Raw genomic sequence first — 19486 nt, forward strand, 5'->3', positions numbered from 1 at the left:
CTAACCCCGCTTCAGAACTGACCGAACGCGGTCTTTAACCGATAGTGCTTTCTCAATGCGGGCAAGACGTTCTGCCTGCTCACGCTGGGCGTGCTCAATGCGATCAAGTTTCTCACTGACACCGCGCAGCATATCAGCGGTTTCCCCGGCGGAGGCACGCACGCTCGCGTGTGCCTCATCTACCGCGCCCTGGACCTCGTTAGCGAGGTTGGCAGCAAAAAGGTAAGGACCAGCGTGACCACCCGATGTCAGATGGTCGCGCACCGCTTCTTCACGAACGCACGCATCGTAATGGCGGTGCGCATCAAAACCAGCCACCGTACTATTAGCGTTCGCGCCGGTAGCATTGACCCGCTTAGACCAGTGGGCAAGGTTCTCATCGACGAACTCCACGGGGTAGCGCTGAGCTACGCGCAGGTTGAACTCCCAGTCACCCACCACAGGTAGGGACTCCTCGTAATAGCCCAGCTCATCGTGCAGGGAACGCCTGTGCAAAATGCCGATAGGAACAGCCCGGTTAATGCGGAAAAGATCGTGCAAATGAACGCCCTGAATGAAACCCCAGAAAGGACGCGAATCTAAATGTTTGAAGATGCCCGCGTCCGTGATGCGCTCAAAATACTCATCGATACGAACCGTCACCATCGCCGCGCCTGTCTGCTCAAGGCGAGCCACGGTCTTTTCAAGGAAGGTGGGCTCCCACAGGTCATCGTCATCGTGAATAGCGATGTAGTCTGAGGCGCTGGCACGGATGCCAGCATTAGAAGCAGCCTCCATGCCCTCACTGACCTCGCGGTGAAGAACCTGAACTTTTTCACCCAGCCCAGCAGTAGCGACAATTCGATCAACGGGAGCAGTAGCGCCACCGTCATTGACCACCACCACACTGTAATGCGGGTAGGTCTGCGCCGCGATATTAGCCAGCGCGCGAGTCAAAAACGTAGGGCGATCTTTAGTACGAACAATGATGGCAACGGTAGAAATAATCACCTCATAACCGTACCTGAAAAGGCGGTTGGTGACGTAGCGGTGCCGGTTAGGTAATCAACAACGGGGAGTGCTTTCAGCAAGGGGGGGCACGTATTCCCTAGAGGTACTACCGCCCGGCGCTCTGTCGCTCGCGCGCGTCCTTGAACCCCAGTAACACAGCTGTCACAAGCAGCAACGCTGCCCACAGCAACCAGGCGGTAGAGGCAGTAGAAACCTGCATCAACGCACCCAACATGAGCCCGCCTAACCCGGTGCCCACATCGAAATTAACGTTCCACGCCACGGACGCGCGGGTTGTCTCACCCTCGGAATCCGCGAAAGCTCGTACCATCGTAACGCTCTGCAAGAAACCGTACCCAAAGCCCAACAGCAACACCCCGCCCAGCAGCAATACCAAACGGGAATCAGGGGTAGGCTCTCGCGTAGAAAAACTAATGAGCAATAAGCCCACCGCGGTGAGCGCCAACACCGGCGACATTAGTACGCGGGTACCAAATCTATCTGTCAGCCCTCCACCGTACAACCGGGTGGGAGTTGCCATAACGGTCAATACCAGCAACGCCACCGCCGCTGCACTGGCTGACGGTGAGAGCTGATCAGCGAATGTCATGAAAGCACCACCCGCGCTTGTGGTCAGGGTCAAAGTGAGAAGTGCCGGCCAAATACGGGACAGGACGCTGCCACCGGCTTGCCGCTCGCGTACAGGCTGCGGCGGTAAGGCGTCCACCAGCTTGCCTAACTTATAAGCAAAAGGAACACCCAGGGCAGGCAGAACACCCAGCACCAAGACCGGGCGAAAGCCCCACAGCTCAACCAGCCAGGGAGCCAACGGCGTCAAAATCATCTGCGTACCAGCCGCCGCCAGCCCGTACAAACCTACCGCTCGACCGCGTGCCTCCGCCGGAATCAACAGCGTCAGCGCGGTTGAAGCGCACACTGTCAAAATACCGAAACCAACCCCGCGAAGCCCCGAGCTCACCAGCACCAGGCCCAGATTCGGTGAGAAAGCCTGCAAGGGCGCGGGCAAACCCATGAGCAGCGCACCGGTCACGAGGACGCGCGTCCACCCCCACCGCCGCAGAATCCTCGGCATGCATAACTGGGTAGCAACGGTACACCCCATCAGCGTCGCCGTCGTTAAACCAGCACCCAGAGAACCCGCGCCGCCGCTTACCACCCACGCAGGAGTAGCTGGCAATAGAAGCGACAGACCGCTAATAGCCAGCGCAAAAGTGGCAACAATAGCGGGCATACCGTCGTACTTTAAAACCTTCACGGGCACCCTTTCTCTCTTCACAACATCAGCAGCATTTTCAACGGCAGATAAAACCGGGGCAAAGAACCCCGTTCACTATACTAGGAGCGCTTCCAAAGTACCGCCTCAAGTAGACTAGAACCAATGTCTTTGCTGCTCAACACAATAGGCCTACCCACCCTTCTGGTGCCTAGTGTTAAAATGTCCACCCCTTAAGAACTTTTAAGAAATAAGTCCTTGAGGGTTATTCAAAAGTCCTCCCGGCCGCATAAAACACCAACCCACGCACCAGAAGAAAACACCCGCCCATAAGAACCCAAAGGACGCCGGAAACCCGTATGAAAAATACGCCAGGTCTTAATCTGCGCGATGACACGCTCCACCACAGCTCGCACCCTGTTAATCACACGATTATTGTCCTTGACAGCCTTCGATGTCTTCACCCCGGGTTTGCGCTTGGTTGGTACCAGTAGCCCCAAACCTACGTAGCCTTTATCGGCTAGGGTTGTCTCATCCAAGTACCTATCTAAACCATGCTTTTTGAAGGCATAAGCATCGTGCCGAGCACCAGGTAGCGGGTCAGTGATGACCAGGAGCTTGCCGTCGATGGTGCAGATGACCTGGTGATTGCACCCGGCCCGCTTATGCTTACCAGAGAAGTTGGTTTTACCTAGTGAGCGCCAGTTCCAGACCGGTATTAGTGTCCCGTCGATGACCAGTGACCCTGGTGCTTTGAGTGCTTTTTCTAAGGGTTGGATGAGTGGTTTGAGGATTTTATCCAGTGCCGTCTCGATCCGGTTGATGGTTCTTGAAACTGTCGGTTGGGATACGCCGTAGAGGGCTGCGAGGAGTTCTTCGGTGAGGTTGTGTCGGTGGTAGAGCAAAGTAGCTTTGAGTCCTTGGGCTAGGGTGAGCGCTGGCGGTCTGCCTCTTGGTTTTGTCTAGGTGAGGTGGTTTTTCAGGGCTTGTAGTCGCGTGGTGAATTGCGTAGCTGTTAGCCCGGTTGTACGTTGGTGTGGCAACGGTCTTTCCGGTATGGCTTGAGGTTATTTGTAGAGATTTAACGCTCATATTTTTGCCGTGTGGTGGAGCCGTTGTCTGGTTGGTGGGTGTGGGGGTGTGCTCTTACTTTTGAATAAGCCTCAGTACTTCCTAAGTCATTGGGCGCAAGAGGTGTGACTGTCTAATCTGTTAAAAAATCCCCCGGTTGTGGAACAACTGGCGCTGATGCTCTCACCATGGCGCGAACGAGTAAACCAAGGAGCCGACCCGCTGATGGGTGCTTTCTTTGATGATTTAGAAATGACCTTCCAAGAATTACGGGGTAGACCTTGAAGAACTCGCATGGAAAGGGGTGCTGGTGGGAAAGTGCCCGCGTCCTACTGCGCATAAGGTTCTCAAAGCACAAGAGCAAACCCCTAACCCCTAGTAGCTCTTGTTCGGTTGCGCTACAGGCGACGCATTCACCCGTGCAAAAACCCAGCCGTGCCCCTCCCTTGTTCGTTCCTCACAGGTTCACGCCGGTTTTTTGCACAGGCGCACTGGTCTTGTATGCGTAACCGCGAAAAGTTTTTCGGACTAGAAATCGGCAGCGCGTTTCACGTTTTTTGTTCGCAAGCTCTTGGGGTTTGGTTGCCGTTTTTCTGTCACACCTCATGCATTGAATGACTTAGGAAGTTCTACTATGAGTTATTCATAATAAGGGGCTATCTAAAACACGGCGCCGTCTCGTGAAAGCCTGTGTAAACGGCGGTGCTGTTGTGGTGGTTTGAGGTGCGATGACTCTTGACTATTCTGCACATCCTCTTTAGGCTGTAAGTTAACTTGTTAGTAAGGAGTCTCACATATGCCTTCTTTGGTCAACCGTAGAAACTTTCTAGCCATTTCCGGTGTAACTGGTCTGCTGACTGTATTCACTAGCGCTCCTGCAACTGCGCTGGATACCCGTTCATTCCATAGGAATGCAGAAGCTCAGGGTGTTGATTGGGATCTTGAGTGACAGTTTGCAGAGCTCGCTGATGATTTGTCACAACTCCCTAAATGGTTGCTGGAAGCTGACCCATCTACTACGCCTAATTTCCAAATATTGGTTAAAAAAGAGCTGAGAAAAATTAACTCGGGTCGAAATCTGAACCTTGAACTCAGTTCAGTCATCTCTGCTCAATCTACGAATCCCTAGGGTATCTGGGAATGTGCGGTTGCTGTTTTGCTGGGTTTTCTTTCAATTGCTTTTCCTCTGCGCAAGGTTGTTCACGTAATTCGGACGGCCATTAGAGAGTGGGGCAGTATTCGTATGGCTGTATCTGAAATTAGACGCGGTGCCCATATTCATGAAATCGGTGAAGATGGAGTCAAGATCCTGGAAGAGTTGCTTGGTATGGGTGGGGCTTATAAAGCGTGTAGAGGATTGCTCGGGTAGAAGTATATAAAAGGCTAAATGAGTGAATATGAAATGAGTAAACAGCAACATTCTCTGGGAGAAAACTTAGTCGGTTCAATAATTATTGCTTTAATAATACAAGCCCCACTTATATTTGTTTCTCTCCTAGTTCTTCGAACGTTTTCGAATGAGGAAGTTCTTATTCAAGATATAGTAGCTATTTCACTGGTATCTACAATGGTAGCTAGTACAATGGTGGCACTAATCGATAGAGCTTATCGCATCAAACATGATACATATGTTCCGTCAGGATTTTTTCCTACAGTTTACGAGGCTTTTCCCTGGGTGCTTGTAACTCCCCTAGTAACTATATTGCTACTTCAAACCTACAACGCGATTTGGCTGGGGGCTGTGGCAGGAATAGTTGGTGGAACAGTGCCAGCTTTGGCATTAGGCACCCCTTGGAAGACTAACTATTCGGATGAAGAATATGAGCAGAAGCTAAATGAGGGTAATCAAATTATCAAGGAAGGATTCTCAGAGATAAGAGAATCAATACAATCAAAAAGAGATTCTTAGAATTATCAAAAAATTTTCTTGATTACCCCTCAAAAAATACCCTCTATTTAGGGGGTATTTTTTGATTTTAGACCGGTTTTTCGAGATGCTGCACTGTGTAAGAGGGAAATTTTTCTTTCTCTTGGCGCTGCACGACGCAGTGTAGCTACCGAGCGCACCCGGTCAAGGGCGCCTATGGCATCGCAAGCGGCACCCTACGACAGCCGTTGATTTGATGGCTTATACTCCGCGTATGGTCAGTAAGGGGGCGGGTACGAAAAACCCCGCACCGTATGTGCGGGGCTGCGCTGAAGTAATGTTCTTATGCTGCTTGGGGGGGGGAGTGCTTTTGTTCTTCGGCTCTTTCTTTGCGGGCACGTCGTGCTCTTTGTTGGACGGTACTAGTGGTTTCCCAGTCGAGGGTTTCGGTCATGGTTTTACAGTGCTACAAACTTCCCTATAACGAAAGTGGATAAATTAACCAAGTCAGATATTTCGTGATGTGCGCGCATTACGCACATCTCTACAGATCGACAGCGGGTTTTCCTCTGCTCAGAAACCAAGAGCGACCCGCTTGCTAAAACCCTGAAAGGGACTTGCACCGGTTCGAGTTTTACCAGCCCAGCCCTGCTTTTTGCCGTGTTTTGGTGATAGACATCGATAACCTTTTCGCCGCGAACTACGTCTTTGACTTACCCTGTGAAATCTATCCTCACGCAGTGGTTTTCACCTCAAAGGGCGTACAAGCCTTCTGGCTCATTGAAGACCTACCACTGACCGATAAAGCCCACCACGCCCCTACCCGCTTCACAGCAGAGACCGCGGCTGGATAATTATGCCTGGCATCATCGGCTGCATCAGATGGACGGGGCGTCGCGTGAGACCGGTTCTTCCCTGGGGTTGTAAGGAAACTGATGGTTTCAGAGTGGTTTTTAAAAATTCTAAACTTGTCTCAGTGGTGTCTTATAGCCTGCGAAGAGCCTGGTTTGTCCAGTACAGTAGGAGTCAACAAGATTTTTAAATAACGAAAGCCCCTCCTTGCAAGGAGGGGCTTTCACTAAAAATATTGGGATGTCACGTTCCGGCAAGATCGAATAACATCCAGTGAGGAAACAACTTATGCGCATCACACACAGAAGGAGTCTCTGTGTATAGCTTACCAGCACCACACAGGGGTAGCGCAAGGGCACGGGCTAACGCCACAATTTTTCAGCTTATAGCATCACGCCCACCAGGAACCAAGTCGCCCCAGAATGCCTTGCCCTGGCGTAAGCATGCGGCTGTGCGGTATTTATCGACGCTCTCTCGTGCCAAGGCGCGCACAGCTCAAAAAATCATTGATTACATTAGTTTCCGTTACCGTCTGGGTGAGTATACGGCCCAGTATACGCAGGCTGAAATTGCTTCTCACGTGGGTGTTTGCACGAAAACGGTGCAGCGTTACCTGCATGATCTCATCGCCCAGAAGGTTCTGGCTGTCGTAATGCAGGGTAAGTCCGCTGTCTTTAGTGGGACGGGTGAGAATGAGGCTCCTATTTACACCGGTGAAATCATCGACTGTGAAACTCTCATGTGGCGGAACGTCAAAATGACGACATGAAACGCATCTCGGCATGGGCAGCAATTCCTATAGCACCCACCGTAATCGGCTCAATTTACGGTATGAACTTCGATACCATGCCTGAGCTGCACTGGGCAGGGAGATACCCTGCACCCCTGGGGGCTGATGGTGGCTGTTTCCTTTATTCTGTGGCTTGTTTTCAAACAGGAAAAGTGGCTGTAAGGATGCGGGGGCTCCGCAGTTCTCTGAAGGTGATGTGCGCGGTGCGTTCCCAGCACCTTAGCAGGTGGCAATCAGCGAGCTGACTCACAGCCTATGAAAAAATGGTAAGGAACGATTTTCGTCAGAACTCTAGGAATAACATGTCAACGCACGAATCTTCCCTCGAATTTCATCAGGCGCTGGTACCGGCACTGACTGCTATGCGCGCGGTGGGTGCTGATTTTGGTCAGCTCATGATGGAGTATCAGTTCGGCGTGAATGAAGTGATGACAAAGATCGAGATTCTGCGTCAGGAGTTCATGCACCGCAACCGCTATAACCCCATTGAAAATGTGGGATCGCGCATTAAGACCCCTGAAAGCATCGCCAATAAACTAGTTCGTAAGGGCATTTCGCTCGACCCTAAAGAAGTTGCGGCGCATATTTTTGATATCGCTGGCGTGCGTATTACCTGCAGTTTCATTGCGGATACCTACCGGGTGCTTGATGCGCTCACCGCCCAGTCGGACGTGACGGTGGTGCAGGTGAAGGACTACATCAAGAACCCCAAACCGAATGGTTATAAGTCGCTGCACGCTATTATTTCGGTGCCGATTTTTCTCTCTACTGGCCCTAAAGATGTGACCGTTGAGGTGCAGATTCGCACGATTGCCATGGACTTTTGGGCGGCGCTTGAGCACAAGATTTTCTACAAGTACGAGGGCGATGTACCCGACTACCTCGTGGACGAACTGACCGAAACCGCCCACATTGCGGCGCAACTTGATGAGCGCATGGAACGGTTGCACACCACCGTCCACGGCACAGATAACGGGCCGCGCATTGTCAGCAACGACGAAATCGCCAACTCCGCCCTGCTGCAGCAACTGTGGGAGATGGCGTCTGCCCGACTCGACCGCTGACTTACAGAGGATTTTAGGCGTCGGCGGGGATGACGGTGGTCGCCCAGCCTGAGTAACAGTTGTTGGTGACACACTGTTCGTGAAGTCTGCTTTGACGATGAACGAAAAGTAATTTTCACGGGTTTTCATCTGTATCACTGGGGCGGTGCCAACGCGGAAATAAGAATAGGTGCGCTACCCACAGGTCAGTGTGCGGGTCAGCGGTGATCTCAACCCTGTCATCCTCGACGGTAAAAGTGCGACGTGCAAGCGTCCACTCCAGTGCGCCGGTAGCAAAAGAGAACATGGGGAAAATCTATCGAGGCGGCACACCAGCTAGCTGTACTGCCCGTTTTTGAAAGAATGAAAGCGCCGTAAGGGCGCGCGTCCTTACGGCCCTTTTCATCACGGTGCAGTGGGCATCAGTCAGAAGAGCCTACTGCTGGTGCACTCTCACCAGGTGTTCATTGGTGAATTCGCGCAGACCCCACTGGGCGTTTTCGCGTCCGAAGCCGGACTTGTTGATGCCGCCAAAGGGGAAGTTCGGTTCTGACTCCATGTGCTTATTTACGAAGGTCATACCGGCATTGATGCGCTCAGCGAAGTGGCGACCCTTATCGAGGTCGGTGGTCCATACTGACGCCATCAGACCGTACTCGGTATGATTCGCCAGGCGCAACGCGTCCTCTTCGTCCTTCGCCTTGAAAATTATCATAACCGGACCGAAGATTTCGTGGCGGCCGGTGTCTGAGTCGATATCGACGTCGGTCAGCAGAGCAGGACGCATGAACCACCCTAGGCGCTCCAGCTTCTCGCCGCCGGTGACCAGAGTCGCGCCGTCCTTCTTTGCCTGCTCAAGTGCCTCAAGAATATCGTCACGAGCTGATTCTGAAGACAGAGGACCCATATTAATCTCGGGGTCGTTGTAGTCGCCGACCTTCACCGCTTCAATCGCTTCTTTCGCCGCCGCTACAAATTCATCGTACAGCTCTTCAACCACGATGAAACGCTTAGGAGAAGTGCAGACCTGACCTGCGTTAGTGGTGCGGTAGGTAACTGCCTGCTGTGCCAGTGCCTTCACATCGTCGGTATCAAGCACCACAAAGGGGTCGTTACCGCCGAGCTCAAGGACGCCGCGCTTGAGGTTCTTGCCTGCAATACCGGCAATAGCTGCGCCTGCACCCTCTGAACCGGTCACAGAGAAACCCTTAACGCGGAAGTCTTTGAGCACCTGCTCAGCATCTTCGGTATTCAAGTAAATGTTGGTGTAAACACCGCTAGGCAGACCAGCCTCTTCAAGTAGCTCCTGGAACTTCTGCGATGACACCGGGCAGATTGATGCCTGCTTCATGAGGATGCTGTTACCCACCATCAAATTCGGCATGGTGAAACGTGCCAGCTGGTTGTAGGGGAAGTTCCACGGCATTACACCAAACAGCACCCCGAGCGGATCATGGCGAACATAGGTGCGTTCAGCGCCGGTTGCGGGCAACTCGGTGGGCACGAGGAACTGTTCAGAATGAGCCGCATACCAGCGGGCAGTGCGGGCAACCTTCGCCAACTCGGCTTTGCCCTGTGGTAGGGGCTTGCCCATCTCGCGTCCGATAATATCTGCAAGCTCGTCCTGCTTTTCATCAAGCAAAGACGCGTACTTGTTCAGCACCTCGGCGCGTTTGGCGTAGGGGGTGGTCTTCCATTCAAGATGAGCTTTGTGGGCGTGCTCAATGATGCCGGGAATCTGATCGGGGGTGAGCGAATCGAAAGTCTGCTCAACTTCACCCGTGTTTGCATTAGTTAATGCGTAAGTACTCATGGTATTAAGCAAATCACTTTTTACCCCCAGTGCCTAGAGTGTCAGCGGTGGGCTGAACAGGTGGGGCGGGAGCGCGCGTCTCTACGCTGACCGTTGGCTCGACGCCCGAGCGCTGTGGAAAAGCCACAAGGCTTGGGCGTTAAGAGAGCAGTCACGAGGTGGACTTAGAGGTTCTCTTCTACCCAGTCACCGGCAACCGCTGCGGGGTCTGCTTTCTCATCGCCTGAAACGCGGGTGTTGAGTTCAATGAGGTCTTCGGTGGTGAGTTTTGCTGAGACCTGGTTGAGCACTTCGGTTGCCTTGTCTGAAACGAGTTCATCATTAACTAAGGGTAGTACTTGCTGGGCTACGAAGTTGTTTTCGGGGTCTTCGAGAGACACTAGATCGTTAGCTGCAATGGCGGGGGAGGTGGTGTAGATGTTAGCTACCTGAACATCACCCTTGAGTAGCGCGTCCACTGTGAGGGGGCCGCCGCCGTCGTTGATGGGTGAGAAGTCCTTGAAGGCGCAGCCGTATTTTTCTTCGATACCGGGCACGCCCACGGCACGTTCAGCGAATTCGGGTGGTGCGCCGAGGGAGTCTACGAACTAACCCTAACCTCATGGAGAAAAGGAGAGGAAGGATGAAGTATCCTTGGTTACAAAGAGCTATGCTTGAAGAGGGATTTGATAAGCCCAAAGTAATAGATTTCAGATCCCTTAAAAATTACACTTATAAGGAAATAAAGTGGACCTTCTTTTAATTGCTCCAGTAAAAAATTACACAGAGAATCATGATTCGCAGGAGCTGCAAAACGAGAATATATGGAAGCCGAGAGGATACGAAAGTCAGGAATCTTACCAAACTCGAGAACTTGCTCAGAAAAAGAAATCTCTTTATATGCGTGAAGGAAGCTTTGAAATCCAAGATGATCATGATTGGATCTTCTTAAATTATCAAGTATTCTCCTGCGATTTATACAGTACTCAAGATCAATATTTCCTTGTAGTACTTGCTGAGATTGAAAATTTAGAAGATTTCGATAGAATGAGTTCTCTTGAACTCGAGGAGGAGTGCAACAGGCTTGCAAATTTTGTGGGCGATAGATTAGATGGGCTAAATTTCAATTGGGTAAATAGAACTATTATTTATTACAATAAAGAAGACGCAAAGCTAGTTCCAAATGGTTGGATTTCTGATAACGGTGTCTCTATTGAATGGTCTCCCACGCTCATATCAGGTGGCCCTGCAGCCGATGTAGAATGCTTGATTTCATGGGGCAACAATAAGGTATTCAGCATAGCAGATTTTAAAAAAGAAGTTGATCCCACGGAGCTTATTCGAGGGATCGTTGATGCTCAGGGTATTTGGGGTAAGAGCGATGAATTGATTTTGGAATCTCAGAGAATATCCCATGAGATTATTGATTATAAATTTGAAAAGGAAAAGGATTACTCAAAATACCATAATCAAATAATGTCAATTAAGGAAAATAAAGCTTTGCTTGACTTATCTGTAGACGAAATCAATTTAGATCTGCAAGGAGTGCGGAAAAAAACTGCCATTGCTTGTTATGATGCGTGGGGGTTGGGTGGGTTACATACGCGTTTGGAATCAAGAATCCAATCTATTGAGGGGATAAACTCCTTTCATCATGAAAATTTTAAGTCAAGAAATAGAATCTGGGTTAACAAGCTACTTCTCGCGCTTAGCTTGTTGACTATATTCCAATTTTTTATCGGTGTTGTTGATATATCTTTTGTTGGTGACGTTAAGACAGAAGCCGGTGAGGGTATTGGTGAGCTGGGGGCATCTAAGTTTATTAGAAGTGTCAGCATAGATTTATGGATGATTTTCTTTGCTGTTCTCACTTCTTTTATAGCAGTTTTTGCTTTAAAGAAAAACAAGGATGCTGAATAATGATTCTAAAAGACATTTTAGTTTACGCTGATAAAACAGCTATACCACAAAGTTGGAATGATGCTTGCGATCTTATTGAGTACGAGCGAGAAAGAATATTGTCGTGTCTTGCGGAAGGTCGACAAGCATACGGATTTACCAGCCTGCTGGGTCCTCTTGATTCCTACGAGGTACTTGAGAGCCAACAAAAAATCTTATTGGACGGGCATGTTATAGGTAATGTGAATAAGGTTGAGAAGTACCTCGCGAAAATTATTTGTGCTACCAAAATAGTGAATTTAAGTAATGGTGGAACAGGTATTAGTAAAAGTACGTATGAGTATCTTTTAGATGCTGCTGTCAATGATTATCTCTTAGATCGTATATATATAGATTTTTCTGCCTCTTACGGTTCCGGAGATGTTGTTCCTGCCGCTCAGTTTATTAGATCTTTACTGGCTGATAAGCACTCACTAGAATGCGGTGACCTTATATCACTTATTAATGGACACTATATATCTACGGCTATGGGGATATTTATTTTTAGGAGGCTTTCAGAGATTATCTATAGTCTCCTAGAGTGTATATCACCTTTTTTTGTCACGCCAATTCAAGAGTTAAAAAATAATGATTGGTATTATCGATTTTCTCCAAGAATGATTCAAAGAGATGTCTGGGATAGCCCCCCGCAGAAATCGGTTTTATTTAGAGATGCAGAACCAATTTTGAGGTTTATAGACGAAGCCTTCCATCGTTTAGCATCGGAAATTGAGAAAGATTTAAGTAGAAGGAGCGGTAATCCTTTATTCGTTGTTACTTCTGATGATATTCTTCTGCGGAGCCAATCGTCATTCCTTAACTTTACATTCTCTAGCTCCTTGGTGCAGATTGGTGATTTGGTGAAACTTCTGTCGGGAGTTCTTCAGCGTGCGACTCAATACTGTTACGAGAAAATCCAAGATTCAGAGGACTTTTCACAAGAGGAGAAGATTGCGGTTGTGCAGTATCCGAAAGTTTCAGAATCCTACAGAATTAAAATAAATTCAATTGGTTTTTCTAAGGATTATACTGGATATATGTCTGGTGGAGTCGAGGATATCTGGGATCTAGGATTGCAATGCGCTAATTCAGTTCTAGAATCGATTGATGTTTTCGAAAAGCAATTAAGTATCTGGCAGGAAATTTTAAGGCTCTATAATAAAAATGACCACGAACCCCCCTTAAAGTTCCCAAAATTTGATATTCTTGATATATTAAAATTTACAAGTTAACTTATTTTAGAAATTTATTATAAAATTTGGAGTGTTCTTGAGGTTATTGAGAAAATAATTAGTGTAGAGAGGCGTGTGCATACTTTACGCTCATTTTTCTTATGCGTAATCTAATACCCTCCTACGATTTATCTCCCTAGATGAATCGTGGGTTTTTAGGTAGACTCAAAGGGTAGTCATCTCAGTGAGTGGACAAACTGCACGCAGTCTTATTTGTGGCTTTGGTTGAGATTTCTGGCATGCTCAATAAGATGTCTCTAGATGCCACCTGCCCCGTACCCACTGTTTGCCTGCTCCGCCGGTAAAATTTTGATGAAGGAGGCTTATTCATAAGGGATAGAACCTACTAACTAGACAACAACCCTACCAACGGCAAAAAATAGAGAGTCAAATCGCCAGAAATAACCTCAACCCATACCGGAAAAGACCGTTGCCCAACCAGCAAATCACCATGCTACTCAAAGCCCTACAAGCCCACCTCACCTGGTATAAACCCAACGAAAAACCACGCAAGCTCACACTGAACCAGGCACTCAATGATATGTACTGGCTTTAGTGCTGTAGCGCTCCCCAAAAGTTAGACCACCTCATTAACCCTACCCCCCACACACCGATAAGGGTTCCGAAACTTGACAAGATTTCGCCGACAACTGGGCATCCAAGCTGCTGGATGCAACCGGCAAGGTGCCTCTGGTTGTTGATGACGGGTCAAACTACCTGGACTGGTACTTTCTGGCATTTGGCGGCGGCTACTCTGATGAATGGGATCTCAAGTTCACCGACCCCAAGAACATCGAAGTAGGTAAGTTCTTGAGGGTTAGGTCAGCCGGGGTCACATCGAGGTCATGAAAGATTCCGGTAACGAGTTCGGCTTAGGTGGCTCTTGCGGTCTGCTGGATGCAACCGGTTCACTGGGCGGTCTCAAGAACTCAGCCTCCGGCGATTTCGTTACCATCTACCTGCCCGGCCCCGGTAACACCACCGGTATCGCTGTTTTGGCTGTTCCTGTGGGTATCTCACAACCTCGGTGAAGTTCATTGACTTCTTGACCAACATCGAGAACATCATCACCTTTACCCAGGCAACCGGTTACATGCCGATTTGCAAGGACGTCGCTGAACAGCCCGAAGGAAGAAACACCTGGACGAAAACCTGAATGCTCGTACCGCTATTGAGCAGCTGGCTGAGAACAGCAAGTCTCAGGATTGTGCCCGCGTCTTCGTCAACGGTGGCGACCAGAAAATCGGTGGTGCCCTCGACAAGATTGTTGTGGACCGGGATGTCGAACAGACATTCGCAACCTTGCAAGATGAGATTCAGCAGACTATCGACCGCGACATTAAGTCCAACCTCTAAAAGCGTACGGTTTTTAGGTTCGTACAGGTACGGAACATCACGGTAGACGTACAATTTCAGCACATCTCTCGCATTTATGATTCTTCACTTCCGGCAGCTGTCAACCGCGTCAACATTGACGTACACAATAGTGAGTTTCTGGCTCTGATGGTCCCTCAGGTTCAGGTAAATCAACCTGTCTGCGCATGATTGCGGGGTTTGAATCGGTCAACGAGGGCACCATTAGAATCGGCGGGCAGGACGTGGCTGATTTGCGGGCATGTGACCACGATGTCGCCATGGTGCTCCAATCTTATGCTCTCTGCCCAAATACGACGGCACACCAAAATATGGCATTTGCCCTGGAAAGCGCCGAGATGGATAAGGGTGAGATCAACCACCGTGTTGAGAAGACCTCGTTAGAGCTAGAGGCTTTGTTAGATGTGAACCCTGCCAATATGTTCGGCGGTCAGCATCAGCGTGTGTCAATGGGCAGGGCAATTGTGCATGAACCCAAAGTCTTTTTGATGGACGACCCCCTGTCTAATCTGGACGCTCGTTTGCACGTTTCAACGTGCGCTCAGGTTTCTCAGTTGCAGCGGGAACTGGACGTAACCACGGTCTATATGACCCACGACCAGACTGAAGTAATGACCATAGGCGGGTACTCAAAGATGGTATTTTTCAATAGTGCGATGAGCTTATGTACCTCTACTACCACCTCGGCAACACCTTTGTTGCTGAATTTATTGTCTCACCTGCTATGACTCTCTTCGGGAACATGCCGATGGTTCGCGATGGTGAGCAGCTACACTCGTCCTTGGCACCATCAGCCAACGCACCAGTACTGGCGCTGATATTGCTGCCAAGGTGGCAGATAAGAGGATTGTCGCCGGTATTCGTCTGGAGCACTGGGGGATGGACTCTCGCCGACGAATCTATCGATGGACGCGGATTGTTGGCAACTGTTTCGCACATTGAACAGTTGGGTGCGGAGCCCTTTGCCTACATGAGCCCTACCGAGGAGCTGAGTGGTGGTCTGCGGGGCAAGATCATCGCGCTGCGCCTGCTGGGTAAGCGCAGCTTTGAACCTGGTATGCAACTTCTGTAGTAGCCTGCCGGGGTGACCTATTTTGATGCGGATTCTGAAATTAATATCGAATATCTCTAAAAAATGGGGGGTGGGCGTGCTTTTGAAGTGATACCCATTACACAAATTTAAGGGGTGTTGTTTTGCTGTAAACATGTTTATGGTCTGACCACTGGGAGTAATATCAAAGATGGCACATGGTAACCGTGGCTTTCTAGTGGTTCTTGTATGCCGAGCAAATGGCGTGAAGCATCGGGTAACTGGTGCCTCTGCCTTCACCGCAGATGATCTGCGTTTCACTTGAGAAAAGAGTGCCCGGTGAAGAGAAAAAATATTCTTTCTCGTATGTCGTATGCGGCATTGGGTTTGATCACCCACCCGCAGGATCCTCGTGAGTTCATTCAGGTTTTTAACCCTCTGTCGAGTTCGCATTATACCCGCGGTGTGGTGACCGAGGTTCACCATGAAACACCTGACTCTGCGACCATTACTTTTACTGCCGGTGAGGGGTGGGCATCGCACAAAGCCGGGCAGTGGGCGCGCATTGGAGTTTCTGTGAACGGACGCAGACTGTGGCGTCCTTACTCCATTAGTGCCGCCGAAGACACGGCACCGTCAGTCACTGTCAAAGCACGCGGACGTGTCTCGGAAGCCTTGGTATACGGCACGAAACCCGGCGATATTCTTTACCTTGAGCGTCCTGCTGGTCAGTTTCTGCTAGAAATCAGCCCCACCGCGCTTTTGTTTTTGACGGCTGGTTCGGGTATCACCCCGGTTATGTCGATGCTGCGCACGCTCATGCCTCGCCGCCCCGACCATGACGTGGTGCTGATCCATTCTTCGGCAAACCAAGAATCCACCATATTTCACGATGAAATTTTGGAACTTGCCGACCAATTTCCCGGTTTCAAGCCGCGTTTTCACTTCACAAAATCACTGGGACGCTTGACCCTGCGCGAAGCAGGACAGCTGGCTGCCCTGTATCCCGATGTTCTTGAGCGCACCATTTACGCCTGCGGCCCGGATGAATTTGTGGGTGATATCGAGGCCGCCGTGCAAGAAGCAGACGGCAATATCGTCGTTGAACGCTTCGATACCCGCTTGCTGCCCTCAGATTACAGCGGCCCCGGCACCTTGGTTATCAACAATGGCACTGAAATCACGGTGCCTGAGAACCAGAGCATTCTCGAAGCCAGCGAGAATGCCGGCACAGAACTGCCGCACGGATGCCGGTCGGGTGTGTGCCGTAGCTGCTTGGTCATGATGAGCGACGGCGCTGTGAAAAATATGCGCACCGGCGAAATGATTGATGAACCCGGCATGATTCAAAGCTGCATTTCGCGCCCCTCACCCCACGCCATTTTAGAACTGTAACCACGACTTTTTCTCGCAACCGCAACCATTATTGTAAGAAGGAACTACCCATGACGCAGACCCTGCCTGCTTCTTCACCCATTCAGCTGACTCCGCAACAGCTTGATGCACTCGAAGAAAAATTTGATGCTATTCACGATGAGATTCTTGCCCAGCGTGGTGAGGAGGACGCGCGCTATATTCGCCGCGTGGTGAAACTGCAGCGCAGCCTGGAGATGCTCGGCCGCGGCTCTTTGCTGTTCGCTAAGCACAAGCCCCTGTGGCTGTTGGGCGTTGGTTCGCTGTCGGTCAGCAAGATTCTCGAAAACATGGAAATCGGGCACAACGTTCTGCACGGTCAGTGGGACTGGATGAACGATAAAGAGATTCACTCCACCACTTGGGAGTGGGACTTCGTGACGCCCTCTAGCGGTTGGCAACGCACCCACAACGAGTCGCATCACGTATGGACGAACGTGGTCGGCAGAGACGAGGACGTGGGATACAACCTGCTGCGCATGGACGACTCCCAGCCCTGGAAACCCAAGCACCTGCTGAACCCCGTCATGAACGCTATTCTGGCGCCGGGTTTCGAATGGGGTATCGCCATGTACGACATCGAGCTCAACCGTTTTATGACCGGTCAGAAGTCTAAAGAAGACACCCTGCGCGATGTGAAGCGCACCCTGAAAAAGTTTGGACGCCAGTCAGCGAAAGACTTTGTGCTTTCCCCGGCGCTGGCTTCGCTCAACGGCTCGGGAGTTGCCGCTATCAAGGGTTTCGTAGCGGCAAATATTATTCGTAACCTCTGGGCACACGCGGTGATCTTCTGCGGTCACTTCCCCGACGGAGTAGAGGTCTTCTCAGAAGAAGACATCGAGAACGAAACCCGCGGTGGCTGGTACGTGCGTCAGGTGCTGGGTTCAGCCAACATCGACGGCTCAAAGCTCATGCACTTTATGACGGGCAACCTCTCCCTACAGATTGAGCACCACCTATTCCCCGACATGCCCTCCAACCGCCTCTCTGAGGTGGCACCGCGCGTCCGGAAAATCTGCCAGGAGTACGGCCTGCCCTACAACTCGGGTCCGCTGCCGGTTCAGATTCTCAAGACCTGGCGCAAGGTCTTCCGCTTGGCACTACCCTAGATATCGCTTTATGGCTCAAGCACACCGGTGGGCTGATTCACCGGTGGGCTTTTACTGTGCGAACTACTAGTTACTGACCGCCCTGTATCAGCACTGCCAAGGTCTGATAGGGCAGCAGACGGTAGGTGCCGGAGGTCGGCGCGTCCGCACTGTAATTAGAAATCAGCACCTGCCCGCCAATGAACCGCTCGGGTACACTGACGTCAGTTGCTTCACCGTAGAAGTTATTGAGCACTAGCAGTTCAGTTGCGGCTGAGCCTTCACCGTCTTGGCGGGTGAAAGCGTAAACGCTACGGTGGTCGGCAACCCAGGGCGTATACCTGCCCCTTGAGATGACGGGGTACTCATGACGCAGAGCAATCAGCTTCTTATAGAAGGGCAGAATCTTACCCTCACGCTGCTCAGCCTCAACATTGATTTCCGCATAATCAGCGGTTCCCAGCCACGGAGTGCCGCTGGTAAAACCGGCATGGGCACTCGCGTCCCACTGCATGGGCGTGCGAGAATTATCGCGCGCTTTAGAGACCACAACCTCAAACGCCTGCGCCTCAGACAGCCCCGATTCGCGCAGAGTCGCAAAAGCATTGTGCGCCTCAACATCAACGTAGTCATCCATCGACGAATAGACAGGGTCAACCATGCCGATCTCTTCACCCATGTAAATGTAGGGGGTGCCGCGCGAAAGATGAACAGCTGCCGCCAGCATGGTTGCCGACTCCACCCGGTAGGCTTCAACATCGCCAAAACGGTTGAGTGCTCGCGGCTGATCGTGGTTATTCAGAAACAGGGCATTCCAGCCGTTACCCGCCTGTACGCCCTCAGCCCAGCCGTGCCACAGCCCCTTGAGAGCCTCGAAATCAAAGGGCACGCGCGACCATTTATTGCCGGCATCGTAATCCACTTTGAGGTGGTGAAAGCTGAAAATCATCGACAGCTCATCGCGTGCCGGGGCTGAGTAAAGCACCCCGTTCTCGATAGTGGTAGATGACAGCTCGCCCACGGTCACGCTGTTGGCTTCGTTGCCGAAGGACGCGCGGTTCATCTCCTTGACCCAGGTGTGTACGCGCGGGGTATCGGTGTACATGAGCTTATCGAGGGTGCCCTCGGGCGCGTCCAGCAGAACTTCGTCTTTGCCGATGACGTTGATGACGTCGAATCGGAACCCGCGCACACCTTTGTCACGCCAGAAATTTACAACATTAAAAAGTTCTTGGCGTACGCGCGGGTTGTGCCAGTTAAGGTCAGCTTGCGATACATCGTAGAGGTGCAGGTAGTAGAGGTTGGTGTCGCCGAAAGGCTCCCATGCGGGGCCGCCAAACTTTGACTTCCAGTTGGTGGGTAGCGAACCGTTTACCTGTGCGGGTTGGAGGTAGAAGAAATCTTGGTATTCTTTTTCGCCGGCAAGGGCGCGCTGAAACCACTCGTGCTCGGTAGAAACGTGGTTGAAGACCATATCGAACATGACACCGATGCCGTGCTCGTCGAGAGCTGCGATGAGTTCTTCAAGGTCGCTCATGGTGCCCATGCTGGGTTCAATCGCGTAATAGTTGGAGATGTCGTAGCCGTTGTCTTTTTGCGGTGAAGCAAAGAAGGGGTTGAACCAGACCATATCGACGCCCAGTGAGGCAATGTAGGATACTTTTTCGATGACGCCGCGTAAATCGCCCACACCTGACCCTGTCGAATCGTAAAAAGACTTGGGGTAGATCTGGTAGATCACTTTATCTGCAAAGCTCAAAAGAAAACCTTTC

Annotated in this window: 20 protein-coding genes and 2 pseudogenes; 14 read left to right on the plus strand and 8 right to left on the minus strand. The window is 50.7% G+C overall.

Annotated elements, in window-relative coordinates; all coding sequences use genetic code 11:
- The 4 genes and pseudogenes from JTP09_RS08830 to JTP09_RS10220 all read right to left on the minus strand — a co-directional run.
- Positions 1 to 990, minus strand: a complete 990-nt coding sequence (locus tag JTP09_RS08830; RefSeq protein ID WP_370592550.1) for a glycosyltransferase family 2 protein — start codon at positions 988 to 990, stop codon at positions 1 to 3.
- 106 nt (positions 991 to 1096) lie between these two features.
- A complete protein-coding gene (locus JTP09_RS08835) occupies positions 1097 to 2266 on the minus strand; it encodes an MFS transporter (protein WP_204878100.1) in 1170 nt (389 codons plus the stop codon).
- Positions 2267 to 2493: 227 nt separating this feature from the next.
- Positions 2494 to 3039 carry a transposase family protein gene (locus JTP09_RS08840; protein WP_370592555.1) on the minus strand — a complete coding sequence of 182 codons (546 nt, stop codon included), beginning with the start codon at positions 3037 to 3039 and terminating at the stop codon, positions 2494 to 2496.
- Positions 3019 to 3150, minus strand: a pseudogene (locus tag JTP09_RS10220) (transposase family protein); the annotation flags it as partial. The gene JTP09_RS08840 and the pseudogene JTP09_RS10220, both read right to left, overlap by 21 nt.
- Before the next feature lie 941 nt (positions 3151 to 4091).
- Here JTP09_RS10220 and JTP09_RS08845 point away from each other — a divergent pair.
- The 5 genes from JTP09_RS08845 to JTP09_RS08865 all read left to right on the plus strand — a co-directional run bounded on the left by JTP09_RS08845 (position 4092) and on the right by JTP09_RS08865 (position 7868).
- On the plus strand, positions 4092 to 4244 hold the full coding sequence (locus JTP09_RS08845; protein WP_204878102.1) for a hypothetical protein: 153 nt from the start codon (positions 4092 to 4094) through the stop codon (positions 4242 to 4244).
- A 438-nt stretch (positions 4245 to 4682) separates the two neighbouring features.
- Complete coding sequence (locus tag JTP09_RS08850; RefSeq protein WP_204878103.1) at positions 4683 to 5204, plus strand: hypothetical protein; 522 nt, start codon at positions 4683 to 4685, stop codon at positions 5202 to 5204.
- Between the two features lie 1261 nt (positions 5205 to 6465).
- On the plus strand, positions 6466 to 6783 hold the full coding sequence (locus JTP09_RS08855; RefSeq protein WP_204878104.1) for a hypothetical protein: 318 nt from the start codon (positions 6466 to 6468) through the stop codon (positions 6781 to 6783).
- On the plus strand, positions 6780 to 7049 hold the full coding sequence (locus tag JTP09_RS08860; protein ID WP_239479141.1) for a CorA family divalent cation transporter: 270 nt from the start codon (positions 6780 to 6782) through the stop codon (positions 7047 to 7049). Before JTP09_RS08855 ends, JTP09_RS08860 begins: the two co-directional genes overlap by 4 nt.
- Before the next feature lie 57 nt (positions 7050 to 7106).
- Positions 7107 to 7868: a GTP pyrophosphokinase family protein gene (locus JTP09_RS08865; protein WP_204878105.1), complete on the plus strand. Its 762-nt coding sequence runs from the start codon at positions 7107 to 7109 to the stop codon at positions 7866 to 7868.
- A 115-nt stretch (positions 7869 to 7983) separates the two neighbouring features.
- Here the strand turns inward: JTP09_RS08865 and JTP09_RS08870 are convergent, their stop codons facing one another.
- The 3 genes and pseudogenes from JTP09_RS08870 to JTP09_RS08880 form a co-directional block, all read right to left on the minus strand.
- Complete coding sequence (locus JTP09_RS08870) at positions 7984 to 8154, minus strand: hypothetical protein (protein WP_204878106.1); 171 nt, start codon at positions 8152 to 8154, stop codon at positions 7984 to 7986.
- Between the two features lie 129 nt (positions 8155 to 8283).
- Positions 8284 to 9660 carry an NAD-dependent succinate-semialdehyde dehydrogenase gene (locus JTP09_RS08875; protein ID WP_204878107.1) on the minus strand — a complete coding sequence of 459 codons (1377 nt, stop codon included), beginning with the start codon at positions 9658 to 9660 and terminating at the stop codon, positions 8284 to 8286.
- Positions 9661 to 9824: 164 nt separating this feature from the next.
- Positions 9825 to 10223: pseudogene (locus JTP09_RS08880) on the minus strand (glycine betaine ABC transporter substrate-binding protein); the annotation flags it as partial.
- A gap of 163 nt (positions 10224 to 10386) precedes the next feature.
- On the opposite strand from JTP09_RS08880, the gene JTP09_RS08885 reads away from it, so the two are divergent.
- From JTP09_RS08885 to JTP09_RS08915, 9 genes are all read left to right on the plus strand, one after another.
- Positions 10387 to 11559, plus strand: a complete 1173-nt coding sequence (locus tag JTP09_RS08885) for a hypothetical protein (protein ID WP_204878109.1) — start codon at positions 10387 to 10389, stop codon at positions 11557 to 11559.
- Positions 11559 to 12809, plus strand: coding sequence for a hypothetical protein (locus JTP09_RS08890; RefSeq protein WP_204878110.1), 1251 nt, complete (start codon positions 11559 to 11561; stop codon positions 12807 to 12809). Before JTP09_RS08885 ends, JTP09_RS08890 begins: the two co-directional genes overlap by 1 nt.
- A 684-nt stretch (positions 12810 to 13493) precedes the next feature.
- Positions 13494 to 13658, plus strand: coding sequence for a hypothetical protein (locus JTP09_RS08895; protein WP_204878111.1), 165 nt, complete (start codon positions 13494 to 13496; stop codon positions 13656 to 13658).
- Entirely contained in the window at positions 13655 to 13840 is a 186-nt protein-coding gene (locus JTP09_RS08900; RefSeq protein ID WP_204878112.1) for a hypothetical protein, read from the plus strand. Before JTP09_RS08895 ends, JTP09_RS08900 begins: the two co-directional genes overlap by 4 nt.
- Positions 13837 to 13965 carry a hypothetical protein gene (locus JTP09_RS10225; protein WP_255521075.1) on the plus strand — a complete coding sequence of 43 codons (129 nt, stop codon included), beginning with the start codon at positions 13837 to 13839 and terminating at the stop codon, positions 13963 to 13965. The genes JTP09_RS08900 and JTP09_RS10225 overlap by 4 nt, the downstream gene beginning before the upstream one ends.
- Before the next feature lie 385 nt (positions 13966 to 14350).
- Positions 14351 to 14911: an ABC transporter ATP-binding protein gene (locus JTP09_RS10115; protein WP_239479143.1), complete on the plus strand. Its 561-nt coding sequence runs from the start codon at positions 14351 to 14353 to the stop codon at positions 14909 to 14911.
- Positions 14912 to 14931: 20 nt separating this feature from the next.
- A complete protein-coding gene (locus JTP09_RS10120) occupies positions 14932 to 15255 on the plus strand; it encodes a hypothetical protein (protein ID WP_239479144.1) in 324 nt (107 codons plus the stop codon).
- Between the two features lie 297 nt (positions 15256 to 15552).
- Entirely contained in the window at positions 15553 to 16608 is a 1056-nt protein-coding gene (locus JTP09_RS08910) for an iron-sulfur cluster-binding domain-containing protein (protein ID WP_204878113.1), read from the plus strand.
- Between the two features lie 50 nt (positions 16609 to 16658).
- Positions 16659 to 17735 (plus strand): acyl-CoA desaturase, encoded by a 1077-nt coding sequence (locus JTP09_RS08915; protein WP_204878114.1) that lies wholly within the window; start codon positions 16659 to 16661, stop codon positions 17733 to 17735.
- Positions 17736 to 17805: 70 nt separating this feature from the next.
- Here JTP09_RS08915 and JTP09_RS08920 read toward each other — a convergent pair whose 3' ends face one another.
- Positions 17806 to 19473 (minus strand): alpha,alpha-phosphotrehalase, encoded by a 1668-nt coding sequence (locus tag JTP09_RS08920; protein WP_204878115.1) that lies wholly within the window; start codon positions 19471 to 19473, stop codon positions 17806 to 17808.
- Positions 19474 to 19486 lie beyond the last annotated feature (13 nt).

It is taken from the genome of Rothia sp. ZJ1223 (genome assembly GCF_016900985.1).
GTDB lineage: Bacteria > Actinomycetota > Actinomycetes > Actinomycetales > Micrococcaceae > Rothia.

What these genes read in the sequence shown, in the direction of transcription:
- JTP09_RS08845 (WP_204878102.1), top strand. Translation starts at nt 4,092, where the DNA reads ATGCCTTCTTTGGTCAACCGTAGAAACTTTCTAGCCATTTCCGGTGTA.
- JTP09_RS08850 (WP_204878103.1), top strand. Translation starts at nt 4,683, where the DNA reads ATGAGTGAATATGAAATGAGTAAACAGCAACATTCTCTGGGAGAAAAC.
- JTP09_RS08860 (WP_239479141.1), top strand. Translation starts at nt 6,780, where the DNA reads ATGAAACGCATCTCGGCATGGGCAGCAATTCCTATAGCACCCACCGTA.
- JTP09_RS08865 (WP_204878105.1), top strand. Translation starts at nt 7,107, where the DNA reads ATGTCAACGCACGAATCTTCCCTCGAATTTCATCAGGCGCTGGTACCG.
- JTP09_RS08870 (WP_204878106.1), bottom strand. Translation starts at nt 8,154, where the DNA reads ATGTTCTCTTTTGCTACCGGCGCACTGGAGTGGACGCTTGCACGTCGC.
- JTP09_RS08875 (WP_204878107.1), bottom strand. Translation starts at nt 9,660, where the DNA reads ATGAGTACTTACGCATTAACTAATGCAAACACGGGTGAAGTTGAGCAG.
- JTP09_RS08890 (WP_204878110.1), top strand. Translation starts at nt 11,559, where the DNA reads ATGATTCTAAAAGACATTTTAGTTTACGCTGATAAAACAGCTATACCA.
- JTP09_RS08900 (WP_204878112.1), top strand. Translation starts at nt 13,655, where the DNA reads ATGAAAGATTCCGGTAACGAGTTCGGCTTAGGTGGCTCTTGCGGTCTG.
- JTP09_RS10115 (WP_239479143.1), top strand. Translation starts at nt 14,351, where the DNA reads ATGATTGCGGGGTTTGAATCGGTCAACGAGGGCACCATTAGAATCGGC.
- JTP09_RS10120 (WP_239479144.1), top strand. Translation starts at nt 14,932, where the DNA reads ATGGTTCGCGATGGTGAGCAGCTACACTCGTCCTTGGCACCATCAGCC.
- JTP09_RS08915 (WP_204878114.1), top strand. Translation starts at nt 16,659, where the DNA reads ATGACGCAGACCCTGCCTGCTTCTTCACCCATTCAGCTGACTCCGCAA.